This window comes from Ruegeria sp. BG8, from assembly GCF_056538325.1.
On sequence record NZ_JBQFSZ010000008.1, the window covers coordinates 114,038 to 137,227 of the forward strand.

Here is a 23,190-nt window from a genome sequence, read left to right on the forward strand (position 1 = left end):
AATGCGTTACGTCAAATGGGCCATCATCATTCTGTTTTGGGGCACGATAGCCTCGGTGCTGAACTATACGCTTCCGCAGCATGATGTGGTTCGGATTTCAGACACTTATGAAAAGCGGATTGATCCGGGTGAGAACAGCATTTTCTGGTCGGTTCATGATGTAGGAAGCGACGCGACGACACCAAACCGAGATGTGTTTTTCATTCAGACGCGCAAGACCAACGGTAAGGTCATGGTATACCGAAATGAGGACACCGGATGGGGTTGGCCGCCCTATTTCAAGCTGAACTCTTCGAACCTTCAGGCCGAGGCCGCAGATTTGAAGTCAACGACCGAGGCGCCGCGCTGGGTCGTGGTTCGTCACTATGGCTGGCGCAGTGAGTTTCTTTCGATTTTCCCGAACGCTGTCAAAATCTGGTCTGTCGACGATCCGAATGTGCGGATTATTCCGTGGTTCAACATCATTTTCCTTGTTGTTTTTGCGGCCTTGCTCTGGGCCATTTGGGTCCGCTGGCGTCGTTTCAGACAAGCACGAGTAGACCCGATGATCGAAAACGTTGAAGACGGGCTATACGCTGCGGGCGACGCGATCGAGGAAAGAGGCAGCAGATTCAAACAATGGCTGAGCAGTTGGAAATCCAGGTGACGACCATTGGGCTGTACTTGCCCGGATGTGGGTCGAATTGACGTCACGAATTCACCGGCGTGTCTAGCGCACGATAAATTCAGCATGCAGTGCACCCGCGGCTTTGATTGTTTTGAGAATATCGATCATGTCGCGGGGCGAGACACCCAAAGCGTTCAGACCCGCAACCACTTCGGACAAGGTGGTTGCCTCGGGAATTTCGGCCAATCCTGTCCCCTCGTCTTCTTCGATGCCTGCGATTGTCCGGGGGACCACCACAGTTTCACCACGGGCAAACGGATTGGGTTGAACTGCGATCGGGGCTTCCTCGACGGTCAGTGTCAGATTGCCTTGCGAGACGGCGACACGGGAAATGCGAACCTCTTGCCCCATGACGATTGTCCCTGACCGCTGATCAACAACGACCCGAGCTTTGGTTTCGGGTTCGACAGGGATGTTCTCTATCCGCCGCAGGGCATGCGCCGTCGAAAGAGCCTCAGTGGCGGGGATGTTCAATTCTACAGTGCCCGAATCGCGCATGATTGCGACGGCGCGGTTGAATTCCGAGTTGATCGCCGTCTCGATCCGTCCTGCGGTTGTAAAGTCTGGCTCGCGCAGCGCGAGCCGCATTTGCGTCAGCGTCGAGAGATCAAAGTCGATTTCTCGCTCTACACGGGCACCGGACGGGATCACCCCGGATGTGGGGACACCGCGCACGACCGAGGCGGCCTCACCTTCAGCGACAGCACCACCGGCCAAAACAGTGCCTTGGGCGACCGCGTAGATTTGCCCATCGGCTGCGTTCAGTGGCGTCATGATCAGGGTTCCGCCCAGCAGGCTGTTGGAATCCCCGATTGCAGACACGGTAACGTCGATCTGTCCACCTACTCTGGCGAATGGTGGCAAGCTCGCTGTTACCAAGACCGCAGCCACGTTTTTGGGCCGGAAATCTTCACCGGTGACGTTGACGCCCAGACGTTCGAGAATGTTGGACATGATCTCTTCGGTGAACGGAGAGTTCCTCAACCCGTCTCCGGTGCCGTTCAAGCCGACAACAAGGCCGTAGCCAACCAGATCGTTGCCCCGAACTCCGTCGAAATCCACCAGATCTTTCAAGCGGATCGCGCCGGCTGATGCCAAGCCGGGCAACAGGAACAAAAGAAATATCAAAGCTCTCATCGCAGGAAATTCACTAACGACAGGTTCGCATTGCGAACTGTGACAGAATACAGGCTTTCTAGCTGGAATTGCACGGTTTGCAGTTGTGCAGCCGTCTCATATGGATCTGCTGCGATTAGCTTATTTCGGCTGAATTCCAAACTTGTACGCCCGGCACTATTTCGCGTGGCGGCCTGTTCAATCCGTGCCTCTGCTGCGCCGACCTGAGCGCGCAAGTTGACGGTTTCGTTCTGCGTGTTGGCCAATTGGACACCAAGATTTGTGAAAAGGTCGGTTCGTTGATCACGCGGAAGGTTTAGACCGTTGTCCGATACCAACGCAGCAACTGCGATGTCGCGCAGGGCTGCTTTCAAAGTCGGGTCCGTCGCAGTCAACGGGACGGTGACGCTTTCATTTTCGGAAATCTGCATCGGTGAAAGCGTTGTATCAGAGCCTTGATAGATCACCGCATCGAATCCGGTCGGATCGTTGAACCAGTTTTCTGCCGCCAACTGAATATCTGCTGTGGTTGTCAGGCCAGTCAGTTCGGCCTCCAAAGCGGTGAGCAGAGTATCTGTTGAAGGCAGAGGGGACACATCCGTTGCGGTACCGGAAAACAGACTGCGACCTCCGGCCCTGGAGTTCAATGCAGACATAATCGTGTCCAGTTTGTTTCGGGCCTGAACAGACGCGTTTTCATGCGTGACCGCCTGGTTCGACGTGCCAAATGACAGTAGGGCTGCGGTAATTTCACTGACCGAGTCGTCAATCGTTGTCAGGCTGCGCTGCATGGCATCCGTGAATAAACCAGCCTCGGCGGTCGCAACCTGAAACGCATCCAGCCGAACCAAACTACGATCAAGATCCAGAAGATGAGAGTAATCCCCATCAAGGCGCCCGGACACGTCCTGCACCTTGCCCGTAGACATTTCGTACGACAGGGTTTCGATCTGGCCTTTGATCTCCGTCGCGCGGGTTTTCAAAGTCAGCCCTCTGGCGAGGTCTCCGATGGATGTCAGATTCATGCTCACAACCTCAACAACGTTTCCATAAGTTCATCCACCACCGAGATGAGACGTGCATTTGCGGCATAGACTTGCTCAATCTGCATCAGGCGCTGTAGCTCTTGATCTGTATCCACGCCTTGCTCCGCTTCGATTTTGGTCATTTCCACATGGGTGCTGTTGGCGAAGACGCGGCGCTGGTTGGCAGTGTGCGCGTCCGCACCGACCTTTGACAAAAGGGCTTCTGTCAGGTCGCTGGCGCGCATGTCTCCGGTGCCAAAGACTGACCCGGCAACCGGACGCGCCTGTTCCAGAACCGCTCCAAATGCCATGAGCTGTGCGGCACTACCCGCGTCCCCTGGCGTTACTGCCCCGATGCCTGCGCGTAACTTCCAGCTTTGTCCGCCATTGTCCGGGTCGACGATGGCGTTCAGGCGAATGCGCGACGCCAGCCCTGCGGGTGCTGTTGCGTCGAACCGATTGCCTGCGTCTGTAAACAGGGCCGGGTCAGTGGGTACAGCGGTCGGGTCGAGGCCAGGTGTCTCGAACCGTTCGATCAAGTCGCGAGCCACAGCATCCAAGTTTGTCTGAGCTTCAATCGCCAGCGAGTCTCGGATCTCGAACTGCGCGGCCAAGGCCCCGCCTTTTATCTGTGCACTGTTCCCTTCCGTGCGAACAGGGTTGCCGTTCAATTGCAGTCCGGACAACAGACCATTGGCGACCGTCATATGAGGTTTCGTGTCACCGGTAGTGTTGAAGGACAACTCAGCAGCCGTCCCTTCAAGCAAGATCAGGCCGCCGTTCGAATAAAGAGAAATCTGATCATTGGCGCGCGGAACAACGTTAACCGGAATCAGTTCGTTGACCTGGTCTATCAGTACCTGACGCTGATCCAGCAGCGCGCCAATCTCGCCGCCCGCGTATTTGACTGCCGGGATACGCGCGTTCAGTGCTTCGATATCTTTGAGCGTCTGGTTTAGTGCCTCTACGGACTTTCCGATTGCCCGATCCGCGCCCGAACGGACCTGTCGAAGACCCTCGGACGCTGCGTTCAGACTATCGGATAGATCACGCGCGGTGCGTGCAACCTGATCCAGTCTTTCCGACGAATCCGGAAGGCTGATAGCCGTGATCAGGCTGGCCTCGAAATCAGAAAGGCGGCTAGAAATCGAAGTGGGGTCGTCGGCAGTGCCGACCAGCCTTTCCAGCATGTCATAAAAGTCGGATATCGTGGATTTCTGCGTCAGGTCCGCCTCGGCGGTGCGACGGTTCGCCGTAAGAACCGGGTCTTGGTGTCGAACAACTCCCACCGACTTCACACCGTGACCGGCGATTGTGTTGGTGGAAAGCTCAAGGCTTCGGCGCGCAAATCCGGGGGTAAGGGCATTTGCAATGTTGTCGGACACCACAGCGGCACCGCGGCTGGCCGCAGTTAACCCGCCGATGGCGTTGTTCAAGGCAGTCGACATGTTCATGACACAGGTCCCTTTTCAGAAATAACGTTCAAATCAGCGTTTGATATTCGTGGTTTCCTGCAGCATCTCGTCGACGGTCTGAATTACCTTGGCGCTTGAAGAGTACGCCCGCTGTGTCTGAATCATCGAGGTCAGTTCGGTTGCCACGTCCGTTGTGGATTCTTCGCGCGCAAAGGAAACCAAATCTCCGGTCGGACCTTCGCCTGCGTTCCAGAGGAAAAATGTGCCGCTTTCACGCGATGGCGCATAGGTTTGACTGTCCAGCGCGGTCAGGCCGTTTGGGTTTGGTACATCCGCAAGCGGAATCTGGAACATCCGCCGGCTGACCCCTGTGTCATAGAAAGCATAGACATACCCGTTTTCATCAACCTGAACGCTGGTCATTGTCCCGACCGCCGAACCGTCGCGCGTAATCGAGACCGGCGCAAAAGTGTCCGATAGCTGAGTGATGCCATCCGCATCGCCGAGCTGACCGATATTCACTTCCATCGGGCCGCCCGCGACGTTCACGACGACGCTGCCGGTCGCCGGGTCGTAGGGACCACCGGACACGGCTGTCACGCTGGCCAATGTACCGCCTGCCGTCCGGCTATCGGTAAAGGTCAGCGTGTATTCCCCGATGATCGCATTGCCCGAAGCCGAGTCGCGCAGGATCATTGTCCATTCATTGCTGGAGCCTGTAGCAGGAACAGTCGGAACCAGTTCGATATCTACGCTCTCAGACTTGCCCAAGTTGTCGAAGTACTCGACAGACAAAGGCTGAGTATCACCGGGCGCGCCTGCATCTGTTGCTGTTGCGGGCAAGTTCATACGCAGGTTCATTTGCGTGGTTGGGGCACCGGACAGTTGGTTGACGCTGAGTTGGATGGGTTCAAGCGCCGCAGGTGTATCGCGCGGCACTGACGGTATCGAACCATCAGGATTTGCGCGCCAGCCCAGCAGTACCAAACCAGACTCGGTGACAAGGTATCCTTCTTCGTTGGTGCGGAACGAACCTGTGGTGGTCAAAAGCATCTCATTCGAACCGCCAGCGATCTGAGAACTGGGTCGCACTGGCAGCATGCCGCGGCCTCGCACGGCCAGATCGGTTGAATTATTGGTTGTTACAAGTGAACCACGCTGATCGATCAGGCGCTGGCTGGTTGTCCTGACACCGCCTGCAGAATAGCTGCCGCCCTGTCCGGACGTGACCATTGAATGGAAATCCGTTTCAACCCGCTTGTACCCAAAAGTGGAGGAATTTGCGATGTTGTCCGAAATCGTGGCCAGCCGGTTGGCGTTGGCCTTAAGTGCGGCCACACCGGCGTTCAGCGAAGATGAAATTGTCATTGGCACGCCCTTCTGTTGCGTCAATCCTTGAAGCAACAGCTAACGCGCGGGCTCTTAACAGCGCGCTAACAGCTAAAATGCGCGCTATCCTTTTCTTCTAGGGATTGCGCAGGAAGATGATCTCGATCCTGTTGTTTCGAACAGCCATTGGGTTGTCGTGGGCCAGTTCTCGGTCGGCGTGGCCAGCGACTCGATCCACCCTGCCAGGTAAAACCCCCTTGTTTTGAAGCATCTGCCGCACCTTTTGTGCACGTGAGGTCGACAGGTTCCAAGTCGGGTTTTGCGCCAACACGACAGGCGTGGAACTGACATGTCCTTCGACGGCTATTTGGTTTGTCACAAGGTCCGAGGACCGCGCCACCAACAAAGCAAGCGCGCGCATCATGGATGTCGGAACATCGCTTTCTGATTCGAAAAGCGGCTGATCCTCGGTGTCAAATAGCTCTACCACCAGCCCTTCGTCCGTCACGCGCGTGACGATATGTTTCAGGACTTTGTCCGACACCATACTTTCGCCGGTACGCCCCATAAGGTGGGCCTCAAGTGTCGAGAATGCCTCGGTGCTGTTACGCCCGCCCTCGGCGCTGACGCCAATCGAGCCGCGCGCCTGACGCGCCGTGGTCGGGCTGCGCTTGCTGGCGCCTGAACCATCCATGACCAGTGTCTCCTCCGAGAACATATTGTTCCCACCAAAAGCGCCATCGCCGCCACCCGATGAAGGACTCAGAGGTATTGTTGGCGAGAAATAGTCCGCCAGCCCCTTGCGTTGTTTTTCTGTCGTTGCGTTCAACAGCCACATCAACATGAAGAACGCCATCATGGCCGTGACAAAGTCGGCATATGCGACTTTCCACGCGCCACCGTGGTGGCCATCGCCACCGGACACACGTTTCTTCTTGATGATGATTGGCGCCGCATTGGTTTGCGCACCCATCTCCACCACCTTTTTCTATCACCCAATGACAGGCGTAGCCGGGCAGGTCTTAAGGTGGGCTTAACACTTAAAACTGTTCAGATTTCACCGCGGTGCCATGGGTCCGGCCCGTCGCAGGATCAGTTGCAGATGGTTGAAGCTGTTCTTGATCCCACCCGGCTCGGCCTTGCCAAAGAAGGCATCCAGGTCCTCATGCACGCGCACGGCCTGATCCAGCAGCGGGTCGGCGCCTTCGGAATACAGCCCCGCTTTGATCATCACCTCGGATTGTTCATAGCTGCCAACCAGCTTGCGGGTTTCCGCAATCATACGGTTTTCCTCGTCGGACGCCGCGCCGGGCAGGCTGCGCGAGACCGATCGGCTGAGGTCAATGGCCGGGAATCGCCCACGCTCGGCAATGTCGCGGTTCAGCACGATATGCCCGTCCAGCACGCCGCGCAGGATGTCGGCCACAGGCTCATCCATATCCGATCCGGCTACCAGAACGCTGAACACGGCGGTGATGTCGCCCTGATCTGCAGTGCCGGGTCCCGCACGTTCGCACAGGCCGGCGATCAGAGGTGTCACGGACGGAGGGAAACCGCGCAGCGACGGGGATTCGCCCATGGCGACGGCAATTTCGCGATGGGCCTCGGCAAAGCGGGTCACCGAATCGGCCAGGAACAGAACATTCAGCCCCTGATCGCGCAGGTATTCGGCCACGGACATCGCCGACCACGCACAGCGCCTGCGCGCCAGCGCCGACTGATCGGACGTGGCGGCCACCACAACCGACCGTTTCATCCCTTCCGCGCCCAAGGCATGTTCGACAAATTCATTCACCTCACGCCCGCGTTCCCCGATCAAAGCGACAACAACGGCATCCGCCTGCATTGACTTGGCCAATGTGGCCAGCAAGGTCGATTTACCCACGCCAGACCCGGCGAACAGACCGATCCGCTGACCCTGAACCACAGGCAGCATGGTGTTGAGGATAGCCAGCCCGGTTTCCATCCGCGCGCCCAGCGGTTTGCGGGTGACGGCTGGGGACGGTGCCTGCATGATGTCACGCTCTTGCGTACCAGAGAGCAGAGGTTTGCCATCCAGTGGTTTCCCGAACGGATCGACCACCCGCCCCAGCCAATGCATCCCCGGTGCAAACTCAGGCGTCTGCTCCAGAATCACCCGATCCCCCAGACAGACGCCATCGGGTGCCGCCGTGGGCATCATGTGAATCAGATCCGATTCGACATGCAGCACCTCTCCGGCCAGATCCGGGCCGCTGCGTCGCCGCAAAGTCAGGTGGTCGCCAATCCGTGCCTGCCCTTCAAGTCCTTGAATTTCAACGACTCCGCGCGCCACACCGGACACAAGGCCCATATGGCGCACGACAGACAGACGGTCGAATTCGCATTTCAGCAAGCTTGGGTCGAGATCGGACATCGTGGGTTCTCCAACGGGTTTCTGAAAACGGTTTCTAAAGGAATCGGGGTTAAGCCTTGATTGAAATTGATCGAGGGAGAAGCCCCGATGTTCTCTGACCTGAACGTCTTTAAAACAGCGTACGCAATGGCAACCCATGCCGGGCAACGGCAGGCGGTCATAGCGCGCAACATGGCCAATGCGGATACGCCGGGCTACCAGCCCCGCGATCTTGAGGGCTTTCAAAAAGCATTTGAAAAATCGGGGGGTGAGGTTGCGATGACCGCCACCCGCGCTGCGCATCTGAACGGTTCAAGCGCCCCGCAGCCCTGGGCCGAGTATGAGGTCGCGCCTTCGGGCGATCCGAATGGAAACGGCATCTCGGTTGAGGAAGAGATGTTCAAGGCGATTGAGGTCAAGCGTCAGCATGACCGCGCGCTGACCATCTACAAATCCTCGATGAACATCCTGCGCAGCAGTCTGGGCCGGGCGTAAGGGGGCCGAGAGATGAGCGATTTTTCCCATTCCCTTGCCGCCTCGACCAGTGCCCTGCGCGCGCAATCGGCGCGTCTGCGGCACGTGTCCGAGAACATCTCGAATGCTGACACACCGGGCTATCGTCGCAAGACCGTGCCGTTTGAAACCGTGCAGAAAGACGGGCGTGAGGTGGTGCAGACCGGGCGGGTCAAGCTGGACCGCCGCGACGGTTCGCGCATTTACGACCCCGGCCATCCTATGGCGGATGAGACCGGCCATTATCGCGGCTCGAATGTCGATCTGATGATCGAGATCGCCGACGCCCGCGAGGCGCAGCGCAGCTATGAGGCCAATCTCAAGATGTTCGACCAGACACGGCAGATGTCGTCGAGCCTTATGGAACTTCTCAGAAAATAAAGGACACCAGAATGGATATCCGATCCCTGACCGCGGCACAGAACTATGCCGTTGCCCGCCCGGCCACGCAGGCCGATCCCGATCACGCCGGAATGGCGCAAGGGCTGCGCAGCACGTTTCAGGACTTCACCGCGACGCTGAAACAGTCTGAACAGATATCACAGGCGGCCATGACCGGGCAGGCCGATCCGCATGCGCTGGTTCAAGCGCTGGCACAGACCGAACTGGCCGTGGAAACCGCCGTGATCGTCCGCAACAAGGTGGTTGAGGCGTATCAGGAAATTCTGCGGATGCCGGTCTGACCTGATGCTCAGCGAAGGTCTCTTCTATGACATCGTGCGTCAGGCGCTTTGGGTCGCGGTTATCACTTCGGTCCCGATTCTGGCGGTGGCGCTGGTTTCGGGCCTGATCGTGGGCCTGTTCCAGGCGCTGACCTCGGTGCAGGAGATGACGCTGACCTTCGTGCCCAAACTAATCGCCATCGTCATCGTGTTCTGGATCTCCATGGGCTTCATGACCCAGACGCTGGTGACCTTTTTCACCACAACCCTCATCCCGCTGATCGCCGGAGGTCGCTGATGGATACCGCCTATACCACCCTGTCCCGCCAGTCGGGGCTGATGAACGAAATGCGGCTGGTGGCAAACAACATCGCCAATGCCAACACCACAGGCTACCGCGCACAAGGCTTGGTGTTTTCCGAATTCGTGCGCGACATGCCGGGCAATCCATCCCTGTCCATGGCACGGGCCGAGGTGCGCAATACCTCGCTGCAACAGGGTCTGCTGACCGAGACCGGAGGGGATTTCGATTTCGCCATCGAGGGCGACGGTTTCTTCATGGTCGAAACACCCGGTGGCAATCGCCTGACCCGGGCGGGGGCGTTTTCCCCCAGTGCCGAAGGTGATCTGGTGACCATGGACGGCCACCGGGTTCTGGATGTGAACGGTGCGCCGGTCTTTATCCCGCCGGACGCGGCCTCGATCGACGTGGGCAGCGACGGCACGCTCAGCATCGAGGGGCAGCTATTGGGGCAGATCGGTGTTTACCGGGTCGAAGACCCCAAGACGTTGGTGCGTGAGGGCAGCACCCAGTTCCGCGCCGAGGCTCAGATCGATCCGGTGGACAATCCGGTGGTTCTGCACCGGTTCCTTGAGGGCTCGAACGTGAACGCGGTGCATCAGGTCACCCGACTGGTTGAAATTCAACGGGCCTATGAGCTGGGCCAAAGCTTTCTGGAAACCGAAGACGAACGTGTACGCGGGGCGCTGAAGGCGCTGATGCGCTGACTTTAGAACGGAGGATTTGAACATGCGGGCATTGAAAATCGCAGCGACGGGCATGACGGCGCAGCAGATGCGGGTTGAGACGATCTCGAACAACCTCGCGAATATGAACACAACCGGATACAACGCGCGGCGGGCCGAGTTTGCCGATCTCCACTATCAGCAGATGGCGCGCGCCGGGAGTATTAACGCCAACGATGGAACGGTTCTGCCAACAGGTATTCAACTGGGTTTGGGCGTGCGCCCCGCGGCTGTAACTGTGCAACTGGCGCAAGGCGCGATTTCGGCGACTGGTAATGATCTCGACGTGGCAATCGAAGGCCGAGGATATCTTGAGGTCACGCTGCCCAACGGCCAGTCGGGCTTTACCCGCGACGGCAGCCTGAAACGTTCGGCCGAGGGGCTGATCGTGACGTCGGACGGTTTTTCGGTGGCTCCGGAAATCACGATTCCAGACGATGCGCGCTCAGTCTCGATCAACGCTTCAGGCGAGGTCTATGCTTACTTTGATGACGCGCCAGAGGGTCAGTTGCTGGGTGAGTTTAACCTTGCGAGCTTTTCAAACGCAAAGGGTCTGGAGGCGATCGGTAGCAATTTATTCAAGGAAACCGAAGCGTCCGGCGCCCCTGTTGTTGGTACTCCGGGTGAGGATGGGTTGGGCACATTGCGACAAGGGTATCTTGAGGACAGCTCAGTTGATGCCGTTCGCGAAGTCACCGAGTTGATTGAGGCCCAGCGGGGGTATGAGATGAACGCCAAAGTCATTTCAGCCGTCGATCAGATGATGGGCGCAACAACGCAGGTAAGATGATGCGAGGTCTGATTGTCGCTTTGGCCGCCTTTAGTCCGCTTAGTGCACTTGCGGAAATCGTAGTGCCGGTCCGGACCATTCGCGCCAAGGAATTAATCGCGGCGCAAGATCTTGAGGTCAAAGATCAGGATGTCCCGGGTGCTGTTTCCAGATTGGATCATCTGATCGGGCAGGAGGCGCGCATTGCCCTCTACCCCGGGCGACCCATCCGCAAAGAGGATGTCGGGCCTCCGGCAGTTGTGGATCGCAATGACCTGGTCGTGCTGGTCTTTGATCAGCATGCCCTGTCAATAACGGCCGAAGGTCGCGCATTGGGTCGGGGCGCTGTGGGCGACCGTATTCGCGTCATGAATTTGTCGTCGCGCACAACAGTCATGGGGTTCATCCGACCAGACGGACAAATTGAGGTTAAATGATGTCGGGATTTTCAAAATCGCTCTTACTTGGTGTCTTGTTTCTGACGGCCTGCGGGCGGGTGGATCATTTGGGAAAACCGCCCAGTTTCACGCCCAACGAGGATTCCGCAGAGCAGGTCGCCATGCTTTGGCCGGGATTACCGCTGCACACCCAACCCCAACGCGCCGTTGATCAAGCGTCCTTGTGGAGCGGCGGCCAACATTCGTTGCTGGGCGATCAGCGGGCGATCAAGAAAGGTGACATCCTGACGGTCGTGATCGAATTGGACGAAAAGGCCGAAATTTCTAACGACACCAATCGCTCGCGCGCTGGGTCAGAAAGCCTTGAGGTGCCGGGTTTGTTCGGCCTGCCTCAACGCGCGGCAGAACAATTGCCTGAAGGTGCATCTCTGGATGAAGCGGTGTCAATTGACTCGGCTTCGTCAAGTCGGGGAAGGGGTTCGGTCAAGCGCAAAGAGAAACTGACGCTGCGTGTCGCGGCAACCGTTGTTGATGTCTTGCCGAACGGAGTGTTGTCGATTTCTGGGTCACAGGAATTGCGGGTCAATTTCGAGCTGCGCGAACTGCTGGTGGCAGGTTATGTGCGCCCTCAGGATATCTCGCGCCAGAATGAGATCACCTATGACAAGATCGCATCCGCACGTGTGTCTTACGGCGGTCGCGGGCAAATCACTGACGTTCAGCAGCCGCGCTACGGGCAGCAGGTTCTGGATACTCTTCTACCTTTTTGAGGCTGTATATTGATGAGAAAACTCCTCCCCATTGTTTTGCTTTTGGCAGGCCTTGGTATCGGTATCGGTGCGGGTGTTGTTCTGTCCCCCAAAGGTGAAGCCCAAAAAGCTGCAGATACCGAGGTCAAAGAAGCAGGGCTGAAGGACGAAGCGGCAGACAAAAAAACAAAACCGTCGGGCAAAAAAGATAAGCCGGGTGAAATGGAATATCTCAAGCTGACCAAGCAATTTGTGATCCCGATTGTTGAGGCAGATCGCATCGCGGGAATGGTCACAATGTCCCTGAGCCTTGAGGCCGACCCGAGTATCGCCGACCGTTTTTATACCCTTGAGCCCAAGCTGAGAGACCGTTTCCTTCAGGTCCTATTCGACCACGCCAATATGGGTGGGTTTGACGGGAACTTCACGCACTCGGACAATCTGGACACCTTGCGGCAGTCCTTGTTGGAGGTTGCGCAAAAAGATCTGGGCGACAGCGTTTCTGAAATTCTGATTACGAGTGTGAATCGACAAGACACCTAAAAAGCAGTCAGGTTTTGGCTAGCCTTGGCTAGGGCGTTTTGTTGCGTGATCTTTGATGGCGCTCAGCAAACTGTAGTCTCGACAGTTCGGCTACAGCTTGCTGGCGCCCAAATGCGTTCCGCAACTGGTCCAACGCGGCAAGCTTGCGGGCTTTGGCCCGTGCTAGGTCCATGTTCAGTTGGCGGCGTGTCTTGGCCTCCCAACCGTTCCAAAGAACATCGGCGCCTGTCAGCAAATAGTCTTGGGTCTCTTCCGCGCGCGACTGCCTGACCAATGCGTTCAACTGCGCCAATTGTTGTTGGACTTTTGCCTCTGCGTCTAACGCGGGCTTGAGATGTTGGAGCTCTTTTTGAAAAGTGGCTTCCGTCACGACCGCCAAATCTGAGACTTTAGATATCTTCATGCAATTTTGTCTTTCGCGCGTTTTCGCATGACCTCTGCGAACCGAATGGCAGCGGCAACTGGCTGGTAATGCTCTTGGGAAATCTCCTGTCCGATGTCGACGCTGGCGTGCAGCGCCCGGGCTGTCGGAGGATCAGAATGGATGGGAACCCCAGCTTCCCCCGCGGTTGATCTGATCGTGGCTGCGACCGCATCGACACCCTTGGCCACACAAACCGGCGCGGAACCGGCCTTGCGTGACCATTTTAAAGCAACCGCAAAATGGGTGGGGTTCACGATAACAACATCTGCCGTCGGGACATCTGCCATCATTTGGTTTGATGCAATCTCTTGAGCGCGTTGGCGCCGTTGTTGTTTGACATGGGGATCACCCTCGGCATCCTTTGTTTCATCCTGGATTTCTTTGCGAGACATGCGGTTCTTTCGGATGTGTTCAGCATGTTGCCAAAGGTAATCAACCGCTCCGATCGCCAGAGCTATTGCAACCACGATGAACATGAAGCGGAACAACAGATCCATCATCAGCAGCAAAGAGGTTTGGGCTGGGACAGCACTGGCAGAGAGGATCTTATCGAGATGGGAGCGGAGAAAAAGCGCCAAGCATGTGCCGTAGATCGCCAGCTTTACAAAGCTCTTGGCGAACTCGAATAATCCGCCTCGGCCAAATTTGTTTTTCGCATTTGACGGGATCGATATCCGCGACAGTTTGGGTTTCAGCTTTGAGGGGGCAAAGACTAACGCGCGCTGGGCAAGCAGGGCCAACACAACGGCCAAAGCTGGCACCACGAACATCGCCGAGATTGCGACCAGTGTGGTTTTGAGCATTCCACCAACCGGGCTGGCGGCGGGCCCTTCGACGACAAGGTCTGACAACGTGTCGGCCTGATCCAGGAAAACTACAAAAAGGGTGCCTATTTCTTGAACGCCAAATTGGCCCAACGCGAGAATGGCAACCAAAAACCCCGAATAAGCCGCGACCACCGATAAATCGTTGGACTTGGCAACCTCGCCCTTGTCACGCGCTTTTTGAAGCTTTTGTGGCGTTGGTTCGAACGACTTATCGCTATCGTCATCACCGGCACTCATTTGTCGGTTCCGATCGGGTCACCTATGAAATCGAACAAAGCATCTGACCACACGGCCAGAATCAAAGGGGTTCCCGCGAATAGTAAAAACAGACCGGCGAATGTGATTGCCGGAGCACCGACAAACGCGACCATCAACTGTGGCATCGCGCGATTGATCACACCAAGTGCCAGATTGTAGATGAGTGACGCGATCACGAAAGGCATCGACAGGCTAAAGGCCAGCCCAAAACTACGCGCGATGTTTCTAACACCCCATTGCGAGAGATCGGTTGCAGTTGGCGCCACTCCTGCCGGGAACACTTTGTAGCTAAGGATTAGGAATTCGGCGATACGAACGTGCAGGTCCAGAATTACTGCAACTGTCAGCCCCGCTAGGGTCAAAAGATACCCCATGGCTGGAACCGGATCTGCGGCAGCGCCCCCCAGGATTTGCGAAAGTGACGTTGCTTGCGCCGCGATGGACCCCGCGGTTTGAAGGGCCAAAACGAAAAGGCGCAGTCCCAGACCCAAGGCGGCACCGATGAGAACCTCAATGAATATCAAACGCGTCAACGGCAGTAACCCGGCATCAGGTGTCAGATCCGGGACAGCCGGGGTGACGACGAGGGTGAATGCCAACGCTACAGAAAGCTTTACGCGGCTTGGAATACTCCTCTCGCCGAACGCAGGAAGCAAGGAGACCAAGGCTGAAACACGCACGAAAACGGCGAAGGCGTGCCAAATCTCATCGCCCAATCGGGGGAGGAGTTCGGGTGGCAGCGCAATCACGCAGGTACGGTTCCGACAAGCGCCGGACGCGCCTCGAGTCCGATTTCCTCGAACGACAGGACGGGGTTTGAAACACCTCGCGCCTGCATGATGGTACGTAGAAGCCGGCGTCGTCTGGTTGATGTGACTACAGCCGGAAAAAGGCCATGGTCTGCGGATTGTGCAACGCTTTCGACAACGCCATCCGCCAGCTTGTTGAACAGATTGGGCGGCAATGCCACATCAAGACCCGCTGTTGGCGCGTCGATCTGGTAGGTGACAAAGGTGTCCTCCCATTCGGGGGCCAACTGGATGAGCGGGATTGAACCATCTTCGCGCTTCATCTCGGCGATCAACTGGAAGCCAAGACGCTGTCTGACCAGTTCGCAGATCCCTTCGGGTTGTGTGGTTCTCAAACGAGCCTCGGCCACGCTTTCCAGGATCAAGGCCATATTTCTGATCGACACTTTTTCATCCAGCAGCAGGCGCAGAACGGCATGCAAGGTATCTATTGGGACCTTGTCTGGGATCAGTTCGTCCAGCAGTTTGCGATTGGCCTCGGCCCGGATCGGGTCGCTCAACTTGGTCATCTCGGCCAAAAGGCGGCGCAGGGACTTGAGCGTGAGCAGACGCGAGAAGTTCTGCTTGATGATTTCCAGCAGATGCGTCGCCAGGATTTCAGGTGGTGACACGATGGTTGCCCCGCTCATTGCGGCGGTCTCTTGATCCTTGGGCAGGATCCAGCGGGCTGGTGCACCATAGACGGGCTCTGTCACGTCATTCCCTTCGGGGAGAAGGTCATGACCCTCCTGCACCAGTGCCAGAACCAGATCGGGGTTCAACACGCCGCGTGCCTGTTCGACACCCTGTACTTTGACGACATAGGTTCCCATCGCCAAATCTGCGCGGTCGGTCAGCCGGATATCTGGCAGGATCAGCCCGAAGGTCGATGCAACATAGGTTCGCATATTGGCAATCCGGGCATCCAGCCCGGTGCCTGGGTTCAGCACCATGCTGACAAGATCGGGCGCAAATTCCAGATGAACGTCGTCGAGATCCAGAATGTCACCGATGGCTTGCGAAACGGGCGTTTCGTCCGTGGGATCGGGCGCGCTTGAAGAGGCCTCTGCTGCCTGCTGATTGCGTCGCACGCGATAGGCCGTATAGCCCAGAACCGCTGCACCCAGGATGAACGGGAGAAATGGTAGACCGGGAACCAAGGCAAAAAGAACCATCAAAACCGCAACTGTGCCAAGCGCGGCCGGATGGCGGCCCAGCTGCGAGAACAGAGCGCTATCGGTTGCACCCTGTGTACCGCCGCGCGCCAACAGGAGGGCCGATGCAATCGAAATGATCACGGCGGGTATCTGCGTGACCAGCCCGTCCCCGACCGTCAGAATGGCATAGGTTTCAAACGCCGCAGCAATTGGCATCCCGTGCACGACGACGCCCATGACAAGACCCATGACAAGGTTCAGAAGCGTAATCAGCAAACCGGCAACCGCGTCGCCCTTTACGAATTTTGAAGCCCCGTCGAGCGAGCCGAAAAAGGTTGTCTCTTGCTGTTCGCGCTCACGTCGTTCCTTGGCCTGCTGGTGATCAATCGCGCCCGCGGACATGTCGCTGTCGATCGCTAATTGCTTGCCAGGCATCCCATCCAGTGCAAAACGCGCGCCGACTTCGGCCATGCGCGCGGCCCCCTTTGTGATCACCATAAAATTGACGATCAAGAGAACGCCAAAAACCACGAGACCCAGAAAGATGCTGCCGCCCATGACGAAATTGGCAAAGCCTTCGATGACGTCACCGGCCGCGTTGGGGCCGGTGTGACCTTGCCCGATGATCAGCTTTGTCGAGGACACATTCAGTGACAGTCGCAGCATCAGCGAAGCTAGCAGGATCGTCGGGAACGAGGAAAAATCCAGTGGTCTTTCGACAAACAGGGTCAGAGTGAATATCAGGATCGCCAATGCGAACGAGGCTGCAAGCCCGACGTCCAGAACCCATGCGGGCATCGGCAGGATCATCATCACGATGACCGTCATCAGGGCAACGGCCAGCAACACGGTCGGGGAAAAGAGGGAACGGGCGTCGATCTGGGGCACGCGACTTTCCTAGTTGAACGGGATAAAGGCTTTGACGGTTCCGGTTGTCGGAACAAGGGAGCCAAGACCGGCGCTGCGGGGTTGTTCTATCGTTTGCGGGAACAAAGGAGATGCTGCAGTGGTGAATGGATCATGCGTGACGGCGACCGGTGTGTCTGATTGATCAAGTTGCGCCAGAACATTCCGAAATCGGGTCGTATACGCTTGTGCAAGGTGCGTGGTGCGAGAGTGATAGGCACCTGCTGCAGCATCCCAAGAGCCCAGTTCGGCATAAAGGTCTTTGACAAAGCGGGCCGCGTAGGCTGCGTTTTCATCGGGATCGAACATGGCGTCGATGGATCGGAAGGCCTTGCCGTGCCAGCGGTAATTTATTTGAAAACAACCAATATCAAAACTGCGCTTGCCAGCTTTGAAGATTTTGAAAACGTATGATTTTGCTTCGAATTCTGAGGCGAACCAAAAACCCGCGCCCTCAACATTGATCGTCCAGGGCCAGGGTGAAAGCTTTCCGTCCAATGCACGGCCAGTTTCGACCCGGGATATCGCCCGCAGGACCTTTAGCGGAACACCTTCGGCCATTGCGGCGCGCTGGGCGGCCCGGTCGCAGATATCCGCCGTGCGCGCGTCAGACATACCGGTGGCAGGTTGCGCCAGATTCAGCGCAGCAAAGATCAGACCTGTAAGTGTTCGATTGGGCATTCTACCGGTCCGGGATTCTGTGTGGTCCCGGTCAAACTAGCGGCAGCAGGGTTTACAGAGGGTTAGCGGCGGTTCAGTTCCGATCAATCCTGCGACCAAAAACGACGCTGGTATTGGTGCGCAGCACACCCGGGATCTTGGCCAGCTCATCCACCAGAATGTCCAGATCTTCTATCCGAGGCGCTTCGGCAGACAAAAGCAGATCGAAGTCACCATTGATTGAGAGGCACCGTTTGACTTCGGGATAGGCTTCAAGCCTTTTGATGATGCGGGTCGTTTCGTTCTGCTGAACTTCAAGCATGACGACAACCTGCACGCGTGGATCATCTTCTGATGTGCTCAGGACGACCGAATACCCGGCAATTATGCCGGTTTCTTCCATCCGCTTGATCCGTTCGTGCACCGTTGTGCGCGCCACACCGAGTTTGGCAGCGATCTTTGTCGTTGAAGCCCGCGCGTTGTGTTGCAAAGCGGCGATTATGCGTCGGTCAAGTTGATCCATGCGCCAAGGTGTAAAGCAGATTTGGGATGGTCCTCAAGGCTTGTCAGGTTGATCTGCGCCCGTGAGTCTTTTCTGAGTTTGCGGCCAAAGAAAGCCAACAGCAATCAGGCCCATTGCGGCAGCGACTGTCATCCAGATTGCGGCTTGGGTCGATCCTCCGTTTGTCATCAACCATCCGGCGAAAGGGTACAGAACCAGCCAGCATGCATGCGACAGCGTGAATTGAGCGGCAAACATAGCGGGTCTGTCCTCGGGGCGGGATGAGCGGGTCAGCAATCGCCCGGCTGGTGTCAGGATGGCAGCATAGCCGAAACCAACACTGGCCCAGATCAGAATAAGAAGCGGTAAGCTCGCCCAACCCGCGAAAAACAACAAAGCCCAAAGTGCCATGGAGAAGGTTCCAAATACCGCGCCTGTCAACATGACCCTGCGATCGCGGTATTTTTCCAAGAGCGCGGGCAAAGCCAGAGCGGCCGTCATGGACCCGCCTCCGTAAGCGGCCATGGCAATGGCAACTGCGCTTTCCGACAACCCCAGTTCGGCGCGAACGATCACGACGGTATTAACGATGACCATCGCGCTTAACGCGGCAGCGGTCCAGTTCAGCGCGAGCAGGCCCCGCAAGCGGGCCGTGGACAGATACAGACGAAGACCGCGCGTGGTGCGATCATAAATGCCCCGTTGCGTCGTTGGCTGTGGCGAAGGCAAGTAGACAGAAACCACCAGCAGGGCCGAGGCAATAAACCCAAAGCCGGTTCCCCAGAAAAGACTGTCGAAACTCACGACCGTCAGAAGCGCGGCTGCCAATGCGGGGCTGACGACACTTTCAATATCATAGGCCAATCGAGACAGGGAAAGCGCCTTTGTGTAATCTTGCTCGTCGGTCAAAATGTCAGGAATCGTGGCCTGAAACGCGGGTGTAAATCCGGCTGAGGCAGATTGCAGAAAAAAGATCAGCACATATACCTGCCAGATTTCGGTTACGAATGGCAAGCAAACCGCAATGACCGCGCGCACCAGATCCAGCGCCACCAGCATGCGCCGCCGGTCCAGGCGTTCGGCAAAGGCGGCAGCGATTGGTGCGATGACAACATATGCCACCATCTTGATTGTCAGGGCCGTTCCCAGAACCAACCCTGCGGCCTCTCCGGCCAGATCATAGGCCAGCAGACCCAGCGCAATGGTCGCCAGCCCGGTTCCGGTCAGCGCGACGACCTGTGCCGCAAGCAAATGGCGGTAAACGCGATTTTGCAGAACGCTGAGCATCTGCATGTCCTTTGCCGGGATCAATGTGCACCGGTTTTGCGGTGTGTGCTGCATCGTAATTTTCCAGCCCAGGGGCGCATGGTCAAGAATTCCGCGCATATTGGCGCCATTCCCGAGATGGCGTTGAGTTTGCGGATCAAACCGCCTATCTCGGGGGCGATATCGCACAAAGGAAGACAGCGTTGGCGAACCACCTCTATAAAAACGACTTGCCGGATGGGCTGGATCTTGGCCCGGTTGTGGCCATCGACTGTGAAACCATGGGCTTGAACCCGCATCGCGACCGGCTGTGTGTCATTCAAATGTCAGGCGGTGACGGCAACAGCCACATCGTGCAGGTCGAAAAAGGCCAGACGCAGGCTCCAAATCTTTGCGCCATGCTTCAAAACCCTGATGTTTTGAAACTGTTTCACTTTGGCCGCTTCGATATCGCTGCGATGTACCACACGTTCGGTGCATTGGCTGCGCCGGTTTATTGTACAAAAATCGCCAGCCGTTTGGTTCGTACCTACACCGACCGACACGGGTTGAAGAACCTGTGCCAAGAACTGATTGGCGTCGATATCTCGAAGCAGCAGCAGATGAGCGATTGGGGTGCAGAAACCCTGACAGAAGCACAACTGGATTATGCTGCGTCCGACGTTTTGTACTTGCATCAGCTACGCGAGGCGCTGGACGGCCGTCTGGCCCGCGAAGGTCGGACCGAAATGGCTCAGGCGTGTTTTGACTTCTTGCCGATGCGTGCGAAACTTGACCTCGCCGGTTGGCCCGAAACGGATATTTTTGCGCACTCATGACCGATACCGAAGCATTTCTGAGAACAGCCCGACAGGTTGTCACGGATGAGGCCCGCGCGCTGGACGTCCTGGCCGAAAGCCTGGACGAACACTTTGCCGAGGCCGTGCAACTGATCCTGCAAGCCACCGGACGTATCATCATCAGTGGCATCGGTAAGTCAGGCCATATCGGACACAAGATCGCCGCCACTTTGGCCAGCACTGGCACACCCGCCTACTTCGTGCACCCTGCCGAGGCGAGCCACGGTGATCTGGGGATGGTGTCCAAGGGTGATGTCGTGCTTGCGATCTCGAACTCGGGTGAGGCACCGGAACTGGCCAACCTGCTGGCCTTTACACGACGTTTTGGTATTCCGTTGATTGGCCTGTCCAGCAAACCCGAAAGCACGCTGATGAAACAGGCAGATGTGCACCTGTTGATCCCCTCGATGGGAGAGGCCTGCGGGTTTGGCATGGTCCCTTCGATCTCGACCACGTTGACTCTGGCCATGGGGGATGCGCTGGCAATTGCGCTGATGAAGTATCGCGATTTCAAACCAGAAGATTTCCGTGCCTTTCATCCTGGCGGAAAGCTGGGCGCGCGGCTTAGTACAGTGCGCGATCTGATGCATACAGGCTCTGCTCTGCCATTGCTTGCGTCCGATGTCGCGATGAGCGATGCCCTAATTGAAATCAGTCAGAAGGGGTTCGGTGTAGCAGGTGTCGTCGACAGCCAAAATCGGTTGGCAGGGATCATAACGGACGGTGACTTGCGTCGGCATATGGATGGGTTGCTGTCAAAATCGGCGCAACAGGTTATGACTGAAAACCCCTCGACCATCGGCCCAGATGCCCTGGCAGAAGAGGCCGTGGCAGTCATGAACGACCGCAAGATCACGTCCTTGTTCGTGGTTTCACCAGATGCGGATGGAGTGGTCGAAGGATTGCTGCACATTCATGACTGCCTGCGCGTCGGGCTGGGTTAGGAGGGGACAGCTTGGACAGCCACTCCAGAATGGTGCAATTCTTGAAGGTCTTGCTGCCTTTGGCGGCCATTGTCTTGCTGTCCACTGTTTTCCTGTTCTCCCGCAGTATCGAAACCAATGTCACCGTGCCGTTCACGCAGCGTGATATCGAAGAGCGTCTTGCCGATCAGGTTGTGACGCGCCCAAACTATCGTGGCACGACACGCAAAGGCGAAGAGGTGCAGATCGAGGCGACCCAGGCCACGCAGGGCACCGAAAACTCGGTTCCGACCGCCTCTGAATTCCGAGGTCGGCTGGGTCTGTCCGGAGGCGGGGTCATAACGCTGGATTCCAATTCGGGTATGATCCGACCCGACAAGAACACTGCTACATTTATCGGTGATGTCCTGATTACGTCGACAGACGGGATTCAGGTGACGACGGACAGATTGAATACGGCGCTTGATGAAATTCGCGGGGATACGCCCGGTCAGGTACAGGGTACCGGAATTATCGGCGATTTCTCTGCCGGTCGAATGACCTTTGGTACGGAAAAAAAGGATGGCCCGGTCCATATTATTTTTACAGACGGCGTGAAGCTGATATACGAGCCTGAAAGAGCAGAAAGATAACCTGTGTTCGATTTTCGATTTGCCATTGCTGGCCTTGCCTTGTTGACCAGCCCGATATCTGCGGTTGCGCAGGAAGCTCAGGTCGCGTTCGGGGCGGTCAAGGCCGACCCTAGTCTGCCGGTCGAGGTGACCTCGGAGTCGTTGAACGTAAATCAGGAAAACGGCTCGGCTGAGTTCATCGGAAATGTCATCGTCATCCAGGGCGAAATGCGACTGACGGCGGGGCGCGTTCTGGTCATATACAACGCAGATCGCTCGGGGATCGAGCGTATGGAGGCGACCGAAGACGTTGTTCTGGTCAGCCCGCCTGATGCAGCCGAAGGCGACTGGGCCGAATACACGATCGATTCGGGCGAAATTGAAATGCGCGGTAATGTGTTGCTGACGCAAGGGCCCAGTACGATCAGCGGGGACCAGATGAATGCCAACCTGACCACAGGTACGGCAACCGTCAGCGGAAACGTAAAAACCATTTTGCAACAGGGTGCCAACTGATGGCGTCCGCAAACCTGACACTCACCGAAGGCAGTTCAGGTCTCAAGATCGAGAAGTTGCGCAAGTCTTACCGGAAAAAGACGGTGATCCGCGATGTGTCGATGACTTTGGGGCGATCCGAAGTCGTCGCACTGCTGGGGCCAAACGGGTCGGGTAAAACGACGACCTTTTACTCGGTCGCAGGGCTTGTGTTTCCCGAAGCGGGAACCGTGACAATCGACGGGCAGGTCGTGACGACGTTGCCAATGTATCGCCGCGCGCGCCTTGGGATCGGTTACCTGCCGCAGGAAATGTCGATCTTCCGAGGTATGAGCGTTGAGGATAATATCTCAGCCGTTCTCGATATCACGGTCAATCACGCGCATCGGCGCAAAGAACGACTGGAAGAATTGCTGTCGGATTTCTCGATCGAGCATCTGCGCCGCGCACCGGCGTTGGCCTTGTCGGGTGGTGAGCGCAGGCGTGTTGAAATTGCACGCTGTCTGGCCGCCGATCCGAAATATCTTTTGCTGGATGAACCATTTGCCGGGGTGGACCCGATCAGTGTGGGCGATATCCGGCATCTGGTTGCAGACCTCAAAAAGCGCGGTATCGGCGTGTTGATCACCGACCATAACGTACGGGAAACACTGGAAATTGTTGATCGCGCTTACATTTTGCACGATGGGCAGGTTCTGATGTCCGGGACCCCTGACGAAGTGGTTGAAAACGAGAACGTTCGACGCGTCTACCTGGGCGAAAACTTCCGTATTTCATAAGCTTGCGCGGCATTGCGCTGATCGAATGGCGGAAATCGCGTATATACACGCCTGTTTTTATTGACTCTTCCGCCGTCTCTTGCCTCAATTGGGTTATGGCATTTCTTCGGTTCCAGTCTGGATCACGATGCCCCTTCCTTGAAGGGACCCCCTTTGGGCAATCGCGGAA

28 protein-coding genes are annotated in these 23,190 nt (G+C 56.9%); 15 read left to right on the top strand and 13 right to left on the bottom strand.

Annotation, left to right across the window (positions count from 1 at the left end; all coding sequences use genetic code 11):
* The first annotated feature begins 1 nt into the window (after position 1).
* Complete coding sequence (locus ACR0DG_RS15700; RefSeq protein ID WP_480698293.1) at positions 2 to 646, top strand: DUF1523 family protein; 645 nt, start codon at positions 2 to 4, stop codon at positions 644 to 646.
* A 63-nt stretch (positions 647 to 709) separates the two neighbouring features.
* Here the strand turns inward: ACR0DG_RS15700 and ACR0DG_RS15705 are convergent, their stop codons facing one another.
* The 6 genes from ACR0DG_RS15705 to ACR0DG_RS15730 form a co-directional block, all read right to left on the bottom strand.
* Positions 710 to 1,804, bottom strand: a complete 1,095-nt coding sequence (locus ACR0DG_RS15705) for a flagellar basal body P-ring protein FlgI (protein ID WP_480698291.1) — start codon at positions 1,802 to 1,804, stop codon at positions 710 to 712.
* Positions 1,801 to 2,808 (bottom strand): flagellin, encoded by a 1,008-nt coding sequence (locus tag ACR0DG_RS15710; protein WP_480698289.1) that lies wholly within the window; start codon positions 2,806 to 2,808, stop codon positions 1,801 to 1,803. The genes ACR0DG_RS15705 and ACR0DG_RS15710 overlap by 4 nt, the downstream gene beginning before the upstream one ends.
* Positions 2,809 to 2,810: 2 nt before the next feature.
* Positions 2,811 to 4,262, bottom strand: a complete 1,452-nt coding sequence (gene flgK / locus ACR0DG_RS15715; protein WP_480698287.1) for a flagellar hook-associated protein FlgK — start codon at positions 4,260 to 4,262, stop codon at positions 2,811 to 2,813.
* Between the two features lie 33 nt (positions 4,263 to 4,295).
* Positions 4,296 to 5,591, bottom strand: coding sequence for a flagellar hook protein FlgE (locus tag ACR0DG_RS15720; RefSeq protein WP_480698285.1), 1,296 nt, complete (start codon positions 5,589 to 5,591; stop codon positions 4,296 to 4,298).
* A 97-nt stretch (positions 5,592 to 5,688) separates the two neighbouring features.
* Positions 5,689 to 6,525 carry a flagellar motor protein MotB gene (locus tag ACR0DG_RS15725; RefSeq protein ID WP_480698284.1) on the bottom strand — a complete coding sequence of 279 codons (837 nt, stop codon included), beginning with the start codon at positions 6,523 to 6,525 and terminating at the stop codon, positions 5,689 to 5,691.
* Positions 6,526 to 6,609: 84 nt separating this feature from the next.
* The gene (locus ACR0DG_RS15730) at positions 6,610 to 7,947 is read right to left on the bottom strand and encodes a FliI/YscN family ATPase (RefSeq protein WP_480698282.1); all 1,338 of its coding nucleotides are present in this window, start codon (positions 7,945 to 7,947) and stop codon (positions 6,610 to 6,612) included.
* A gap of 87 nt (positions 7,948 to 8,034) precedes the next feature.
* Here ACR0DG_RS15730 and ACR0DG_RS15735 point away from each other — a divergent pair, with 87 nt between their 5' ends.
* From ACR0DG_RS15735 to ACR0DG_RS15775, 9 genes are read left to right on the top strand one after another with little or no spacing between them, the layout of a single operon-like run.
* Positions 8,035 to 8,421 carry a FlgB family protein gene (locus ACR0DG_RS15735; protein WP_480698280.1) on the top strand — a complete coding sequence of 129 codons (387 nt, stop codon included), beginning with the start codon at positions 8,035 to 8,037 and terminating at the stop codon, positions 8,419 to 8,421.
* A gap of 12 nt (positions 8,422 to 8,433) precedes the next feature.
* On the top strand, positions 8,434 to 8,820 hold the full coding sequence (flgC, locus tag ACR0DG_RS15740; protein WP_480656548.1) for a flagellar basal body rod protein FlgC: 387 nt from the start codon (positions 8,434 to 8,436) through the stop codon (positions 8,818 to 8,820).
* An 11-nt stretch (positions 8,821 to 8,831) separates the two neighbouring features.
* Positions 8,832 to 9,122, top strand: a complete 291-nt coding sequence (fliE, locus tag ACR0DG_RS15745; RefSeq protein WP_480698278.1) for a flagellar hook-basal body complex protein FliE — start codon at positions 8,832 to 8,834, stop codon at positions 9,120 to 9,122.
* 4 nt (positions 9,123 to 9,126) lie between these two features.
* Positions 9,127 to 9,399, top strand: a complete 273-nt coding sequence (locus ACR0DG_RS15750; protein WP_058282142.1) for a flagellar biosynthetic protein FliQ — start codon at positions 9,127 to 9,129, stop codon at positions 9,397 to 9,399.
* Positions 9,399 to 10,109, top strand: a complete 711-nt coding sequence (locus tag ACR0DG_RS15755; protein ID WP_480698276.1) for a flagellar hook-basal body complex protein — start codon at positions 9,399 to 9,401, stop codon at positions 10,107 to 10,109. Before ACR0DG_RS15750 ends, ACR0DG_RS15755 begins: the two co-directional genes overlap by 1 nt.
* A 22-nt stretch (positions 10,110 to 10,131) precedes the next feature.
* Positions 10,132 to 10,917, top strand: coding sequence for a flagellar basal-body rod protein FlgG (gene flgG / locus ACR0DG_RS15760; RefSeq protein ID WP_480698275.1), 786 nt, complete (start codon positions 10,132 to 10,134; stop codon positions 10,915 to 10,917).
* On the top strand, positions 10,917 to 11,333 hold the full coding sequence (flgA, locus tag ACR0DG_RS15765; RefSeq protein WP_480698497.1) for a flagellar basal body P-ring formation chaperone FlgA: 417 nt from the start codon (positions 10,917 to 10,919) through the stop codon (positions 11,331 to 11,333). Before flgG ends, flgA begins: the two co-directional genes overlap by 1 nt.
* The gene (flgH, locus tag ACR0DG_RS15770; RefSeq protein WP_480698494.1) at positions 11,333 to 12,064 is read left to right on the top strand and encodes a flagellar basal body L-ring protein FlgH; all 732 of its coding nucleotides are present in this window, start codon (positions 11,333 to 11,335) and stop codon (positions 12,062 to 12,064) included. Before flgA ends, flgH begins: the two co-directional genes overlap by 1 nt.
* Before the next feature lie 12 nt (positions 12,065 to 12,076).
* Entirely contained in the window at positions 12,077 to 12,586 is a 510-nt protein-coding gene (locus ACR0DG_RS15775) for a flagellar basal body-associated FliL family protein (protein WP_480698273.1), read from the top strand.
* A 28-nt stretch (positions 12,587 to 12,614) separates the two neighbouring features.
* Here ACR0DG_RS15775 and ACR0DG_RS15780 read toward each other — a convergent pair whose 3' ends face one another.
* The 7 genes from ACR0DG_RS15780 to ACR0DG_RS15810 form a co-directional block, all read right to left on the bottom strand.
* Positions 12,615 to 12,989: a hypothetical protein gene (locus ACR0DG_RS15780; protein ID WP_480698272.1), complete on the bottom strand. Its 375-nt coding sequence runs from the start codon at positions 12,987 to 12,989 to the stop codon at positions 12,615 to 12,617.
* Positions 12,986 to 14,074 carry an EscU/YscU/HrcU family type III secretion system export apparatus switch protein gene (locus ACR0DG_RS15785; protein WP_480698270.1) on the bottom strand — a complete coding sequence of 363 codons (1,089 nt, stop codon included), beginning with the start codon at positions 14,072 to 14,074 and terminating at the stop codon, positions 12,986 to 12,988. The genes ACR0DG_RS15780 and ACR0DG_RS15785 overlap by 4 nt, the downstream gene beginning before the upstream one ends.
* A complete protein-coding gene (locus ACR0DG_RS15790; RefSeq protein WP_480698268.1) occupies positions 14,071 to 14,844 on the bottom strand; it encodes a flagellar biosynthetic protein FliR in 774 nt (257 codons plus the stop codon). The genes ACR0DG_RS15785 and ACR0DG_RS15790 overlap by 4 nt, the downstream gene beginning before the upstream one ends.
* Positions 14,841 to 16,928 carry a flagellar biosynthesis protein FlhA gene (gene flhA / locus ACR0DG_RS15795; RefSeq protein WP_480698267.1) on the bottom strand — a complete coding sequence of 696 codons (2,088 nt, stop codon included), beginning with the start codon at positions 16,926 to 16,928 and terminating at the stop codon, positions 14,841 to 14,843. Before flhA ends, ACR0DG_RS15790 begins: the two co-directional genes overlap by 4 nt.
* A 9-nt stretch (positions 16,929 to 16,937) precedes the next feature.
* Positions 16,938 to 17,627: a transglycosylase SLT domain-containing protein gene (locus tag ACR0DG_RS15800; RefSeq protein ID WP_480698265.1), complete on the bottom strand. Its 690-nt coding sequence runs from the start codon at positions 17,625 to 17,627 to the stop codon at positions 16,938 to 16,940.
* 73 nt (positions 17,628 to 17,700) lie between these two features.
* Positions 17,701 to 18,129, bottom strand: a complete 429-nt coding sequence (locus ACR0DG_RS15805; protein ID WP_480698263.1) for an Lrp/AsnC family transcriptional regulator — start codon at positions 18,127 to 18,129, stop codon at positions 17,701 to 17,703.
* Positions 18,130 to 18,162: 33 nt separating this feature from the next.
* Positions 18,163 to 19,395 carry an MFS transporter gene (locus tag ACR0DG_RS15810; RefSeq protein ID WP_480698493.1) on the bottom strand — a complete coding sequence of 411 codons (1,233 nt, stop codon included), beginning with the start codon at positions 19,393 to 19,395 and terminating at the stop codon, positions 18,163 to 18,165.
* 182 nt (positions 19,396 to 19,577) lie between these two features.
* On the opposite strand from ACR0DG_RS15810, the gene ACR0DG_RS15815 reads away from it, so the two are divergent.
* Genes ACR0DG_RS15815 through lptB form a run of 5 tightly spaced genes read left to right on the top strand, consistent with a single transcriptional unit; the run spans position 19,578 to position 23,021 of the window.
* Positions 19,578 to 20,192 (top strand): ribonuclease D, encoded by a 615-nt coding sequence (locus tag ACR0DG_RS15815; RefSeq protein ID WP_480698262.1) that lies wholly within the window; start codon positions 19,578 to 19,580, stop codon positions 20,190 to 20,192.
* Positions 20,189 to 21,157, top strand: a complete 969-nt coding sequence (locus ACR0DG_RS15820) for a KpsF/GutQ family sugar-phosphate isomerase (protein ID WP_480698260.1) — start codon at positions 20,189 to 20,191, stop codon at positions 21,155 to 21,157. Before ACR0DG_RS15815 ends, ACR0DG_RS15820 begins: the two co-directional genes overlap by 4 nt.
* 29 nt (positions 21,158 to 21,186) lie before the next feature.
* Positions 21,187 to 21,768: an LPS export ABC transporter periplasmic protein LptC gene (lptC, locus tag ACR0DG_RS15825; RefSeq protein WP_480707218.1), complete on the top strand. Its 582-nt coding sequence runs from the start codon at positions 21,187 to 21,189 to the stop codon at positions 21,766 to 21,768.
* Between the two features lie 3 nt (positions 21,769 to 21,771).
* Entirely contained in the window at positions 21,772 to 22,263 is a 492-nt protein-coding gene (locus ACR0DG_RS15830) for an LptA/OstA family protein (protein WP_480698256.1), read from the top strand.
* Positions 22,263 to 23,021: an LPS export ABC transporter ATP-binding protein gene (lptB, locus tag ACR0DG_RS15835; RefSeq protein WP_480698255.1), complete on the top strand. Its 759-nt coding sequence runs from the start codon at positions 22,263 to 22,265 to the stop codon at positions 23,019 to 23,021. The genes ACR0DG_RS15830 and lptB overlap by 1 nt, the downstream gene beginning before the upstream one ends.
* Positions 23,022 to 23,190: the final 169 nt, after the last annotated feature.

Bases quoted from the DNA above. Each gene is read 5' to 3' on its own strand.
- ACR0DG_RS15700 (WP_480698293.1), top strand. From the start codon at position 2: ATGCGTTACGTCAAATGGGCCATCATCATTCTGTTTTGGGGCACGATA.
- ACR0DG_RS15705 (WP_480698291.1), bottom strand. From the start codon at position 1,804: ATGAGAGCTTTGATATTTCTTTTGTTCCTGTTGCCCGGCTTGGCATCA.
- ACR0DG_RS15710 (WP_480698289.1), bottom strand. From the start codon at position 2,808: ATGAATCTGACATCCATCGGAGACCTCGCCAGAGGGCTGACTTTGAAA.
- flgK (WP_480698287.1), bottom strand. From the start codon at position 4,262: ATGAACATGTCGACTGCCTTGAACAACGCCATCGGCGGGTTAACTGCG.
- ACR0DG_RS15720 (WP_480698285.1), bottom strand. From the start codon at position 5,591: ATGACAATTTCATCTTCGCTGAACGCCGGTGTGGCCGCACTTAAGGCC.
- ACR0DG_RS15725 (WP_480698284.1), bottom strand. From the start codon at position 6,525: ATGGGTGCGCAAACCAATGCGGCGCCAATCATCATCAAGAAGAAACGT.
- ACR0DG_RS15730 (WP_480698282.1), bottom strand. From the start codon at position 7,947: ATGTCCGATCTCGACCCAAGCTTGCTGAAATGCGAATTCGACCGTCTG.
- ACR0DG_RS15735 (WP_480698280.1), top strand. From the start codon at position 8,035: ATGTTCTCTGACCTGAACGTCTTTAAAACAGCGTACGCAATGGCAACC.
- flgC (WP_480656548.1), top strand. From the start codon at position 8,434: ATGAGCGATTTTTCCCATTCCCTTGCCGCCTCGACCAGTGCCCTGCGC.
- fliE (WP_480698278.1), top strand. From the start codon at position 8,832: ATGGATATCCGATCCCTGACCGCGGCACAGAACTATGCCGTTGCCCGC.
- ACR0DG_RS15750 (WP_058282142.1), top strand. From the start codon at position 9,127: ATGCTCAGCGAAGGTCTCTTCTATGACATCGTGCGTCAGGCGCTTTGG.
- ACR0DG_RS15755 (WP_480698276.1), top strand. From the start codon at position 9,399: ATGGATACCGCCTATACCACCCTGTCCCGCCAGTCGGGGCTGATGAAC.
- flgG (WP_480698275.1), top strand. From the start codon at position 10,132: ATGCGGGCATTGAAAATCGCAGCGACGGGCATGACGGCGCAGCAGATG.
- flgA (WP_480698497.1), top strand. From the start codon at position 10,917: ATGCGAGGTCTGATTGTCGCTTTGGCCGCCTTTAGTCCGCTTAGTGCA.
- flgH (WP_480698494.1), top strand. From the start codon at position 11,333: ATGTCGGGATTTTCAAAATCGCTCTTACTTGGTGTCTTGTTTCTGACG.
- ACR0DG_RS15775 (WP_480698273.1), top strand. From the start codon at position 12,077: ATGAGAAAACTCCTCCCCATTGTTTTGCTTTTGGCAGGCCTTGGTATC.
- ACR0DG_RS15780 (WP_480698272.1), bottom strand. From the start codon at position 12,989: ATGAAGATATCTAAAGTCTCAGATTTGGCGGTCGTGACGGAAGCCACT.
- ACR0DG_RS15785 (WP_480698270.1), bottom strand. From the start codon at position 14,074: ATGAGTGCCGGTGATGACGATAGCGATAAGTCGTTCGAACCAACGCCA.
- ACR0DG_RS15800 (WP_480698265.1), bottom strand. From the start codon at position 17,627: ATGCCCAATCGAACACTTACAGGTCTGATCTTTGCTGCGCTGAATCTG.
- ACR0DG_RS15805 (WP_480698263.1), bottom strand. From the start codon at position 18,129: ATGGATCAACTTGACCGACGCATAATCGCCGCTTTGCAACACAACGCG.
- ACR0DG_RS15810 (WP_480698493.1), bottom strand. From the start codon at position 19,395: ATGCTCAGCGTTCTGCAAAATCGCGTTTACCGCCATTTGCTTGCGGCA.
- ACR0DG_RS15820 (WP_480698260.1), top strand. From the start codon at position 20,189: ATGACCGATACCGAAGCATTTCTGAGAACAGCCCGACAGGTTGTCACG.
- lptC (WP_480707218.1), top strand. From the start codon at position 21,187: ATGGTGCAATTCTTGAAGGTCTTGCTGCCTTTGGCGGCCATTGTCTTG.
- lptB (WP_480698255.1), top strand. From the start codon at position 22,263: ATGGCGTCCGCAAACCTGACACTCACCGAAGGCAGTTCAGGTCTCAAG.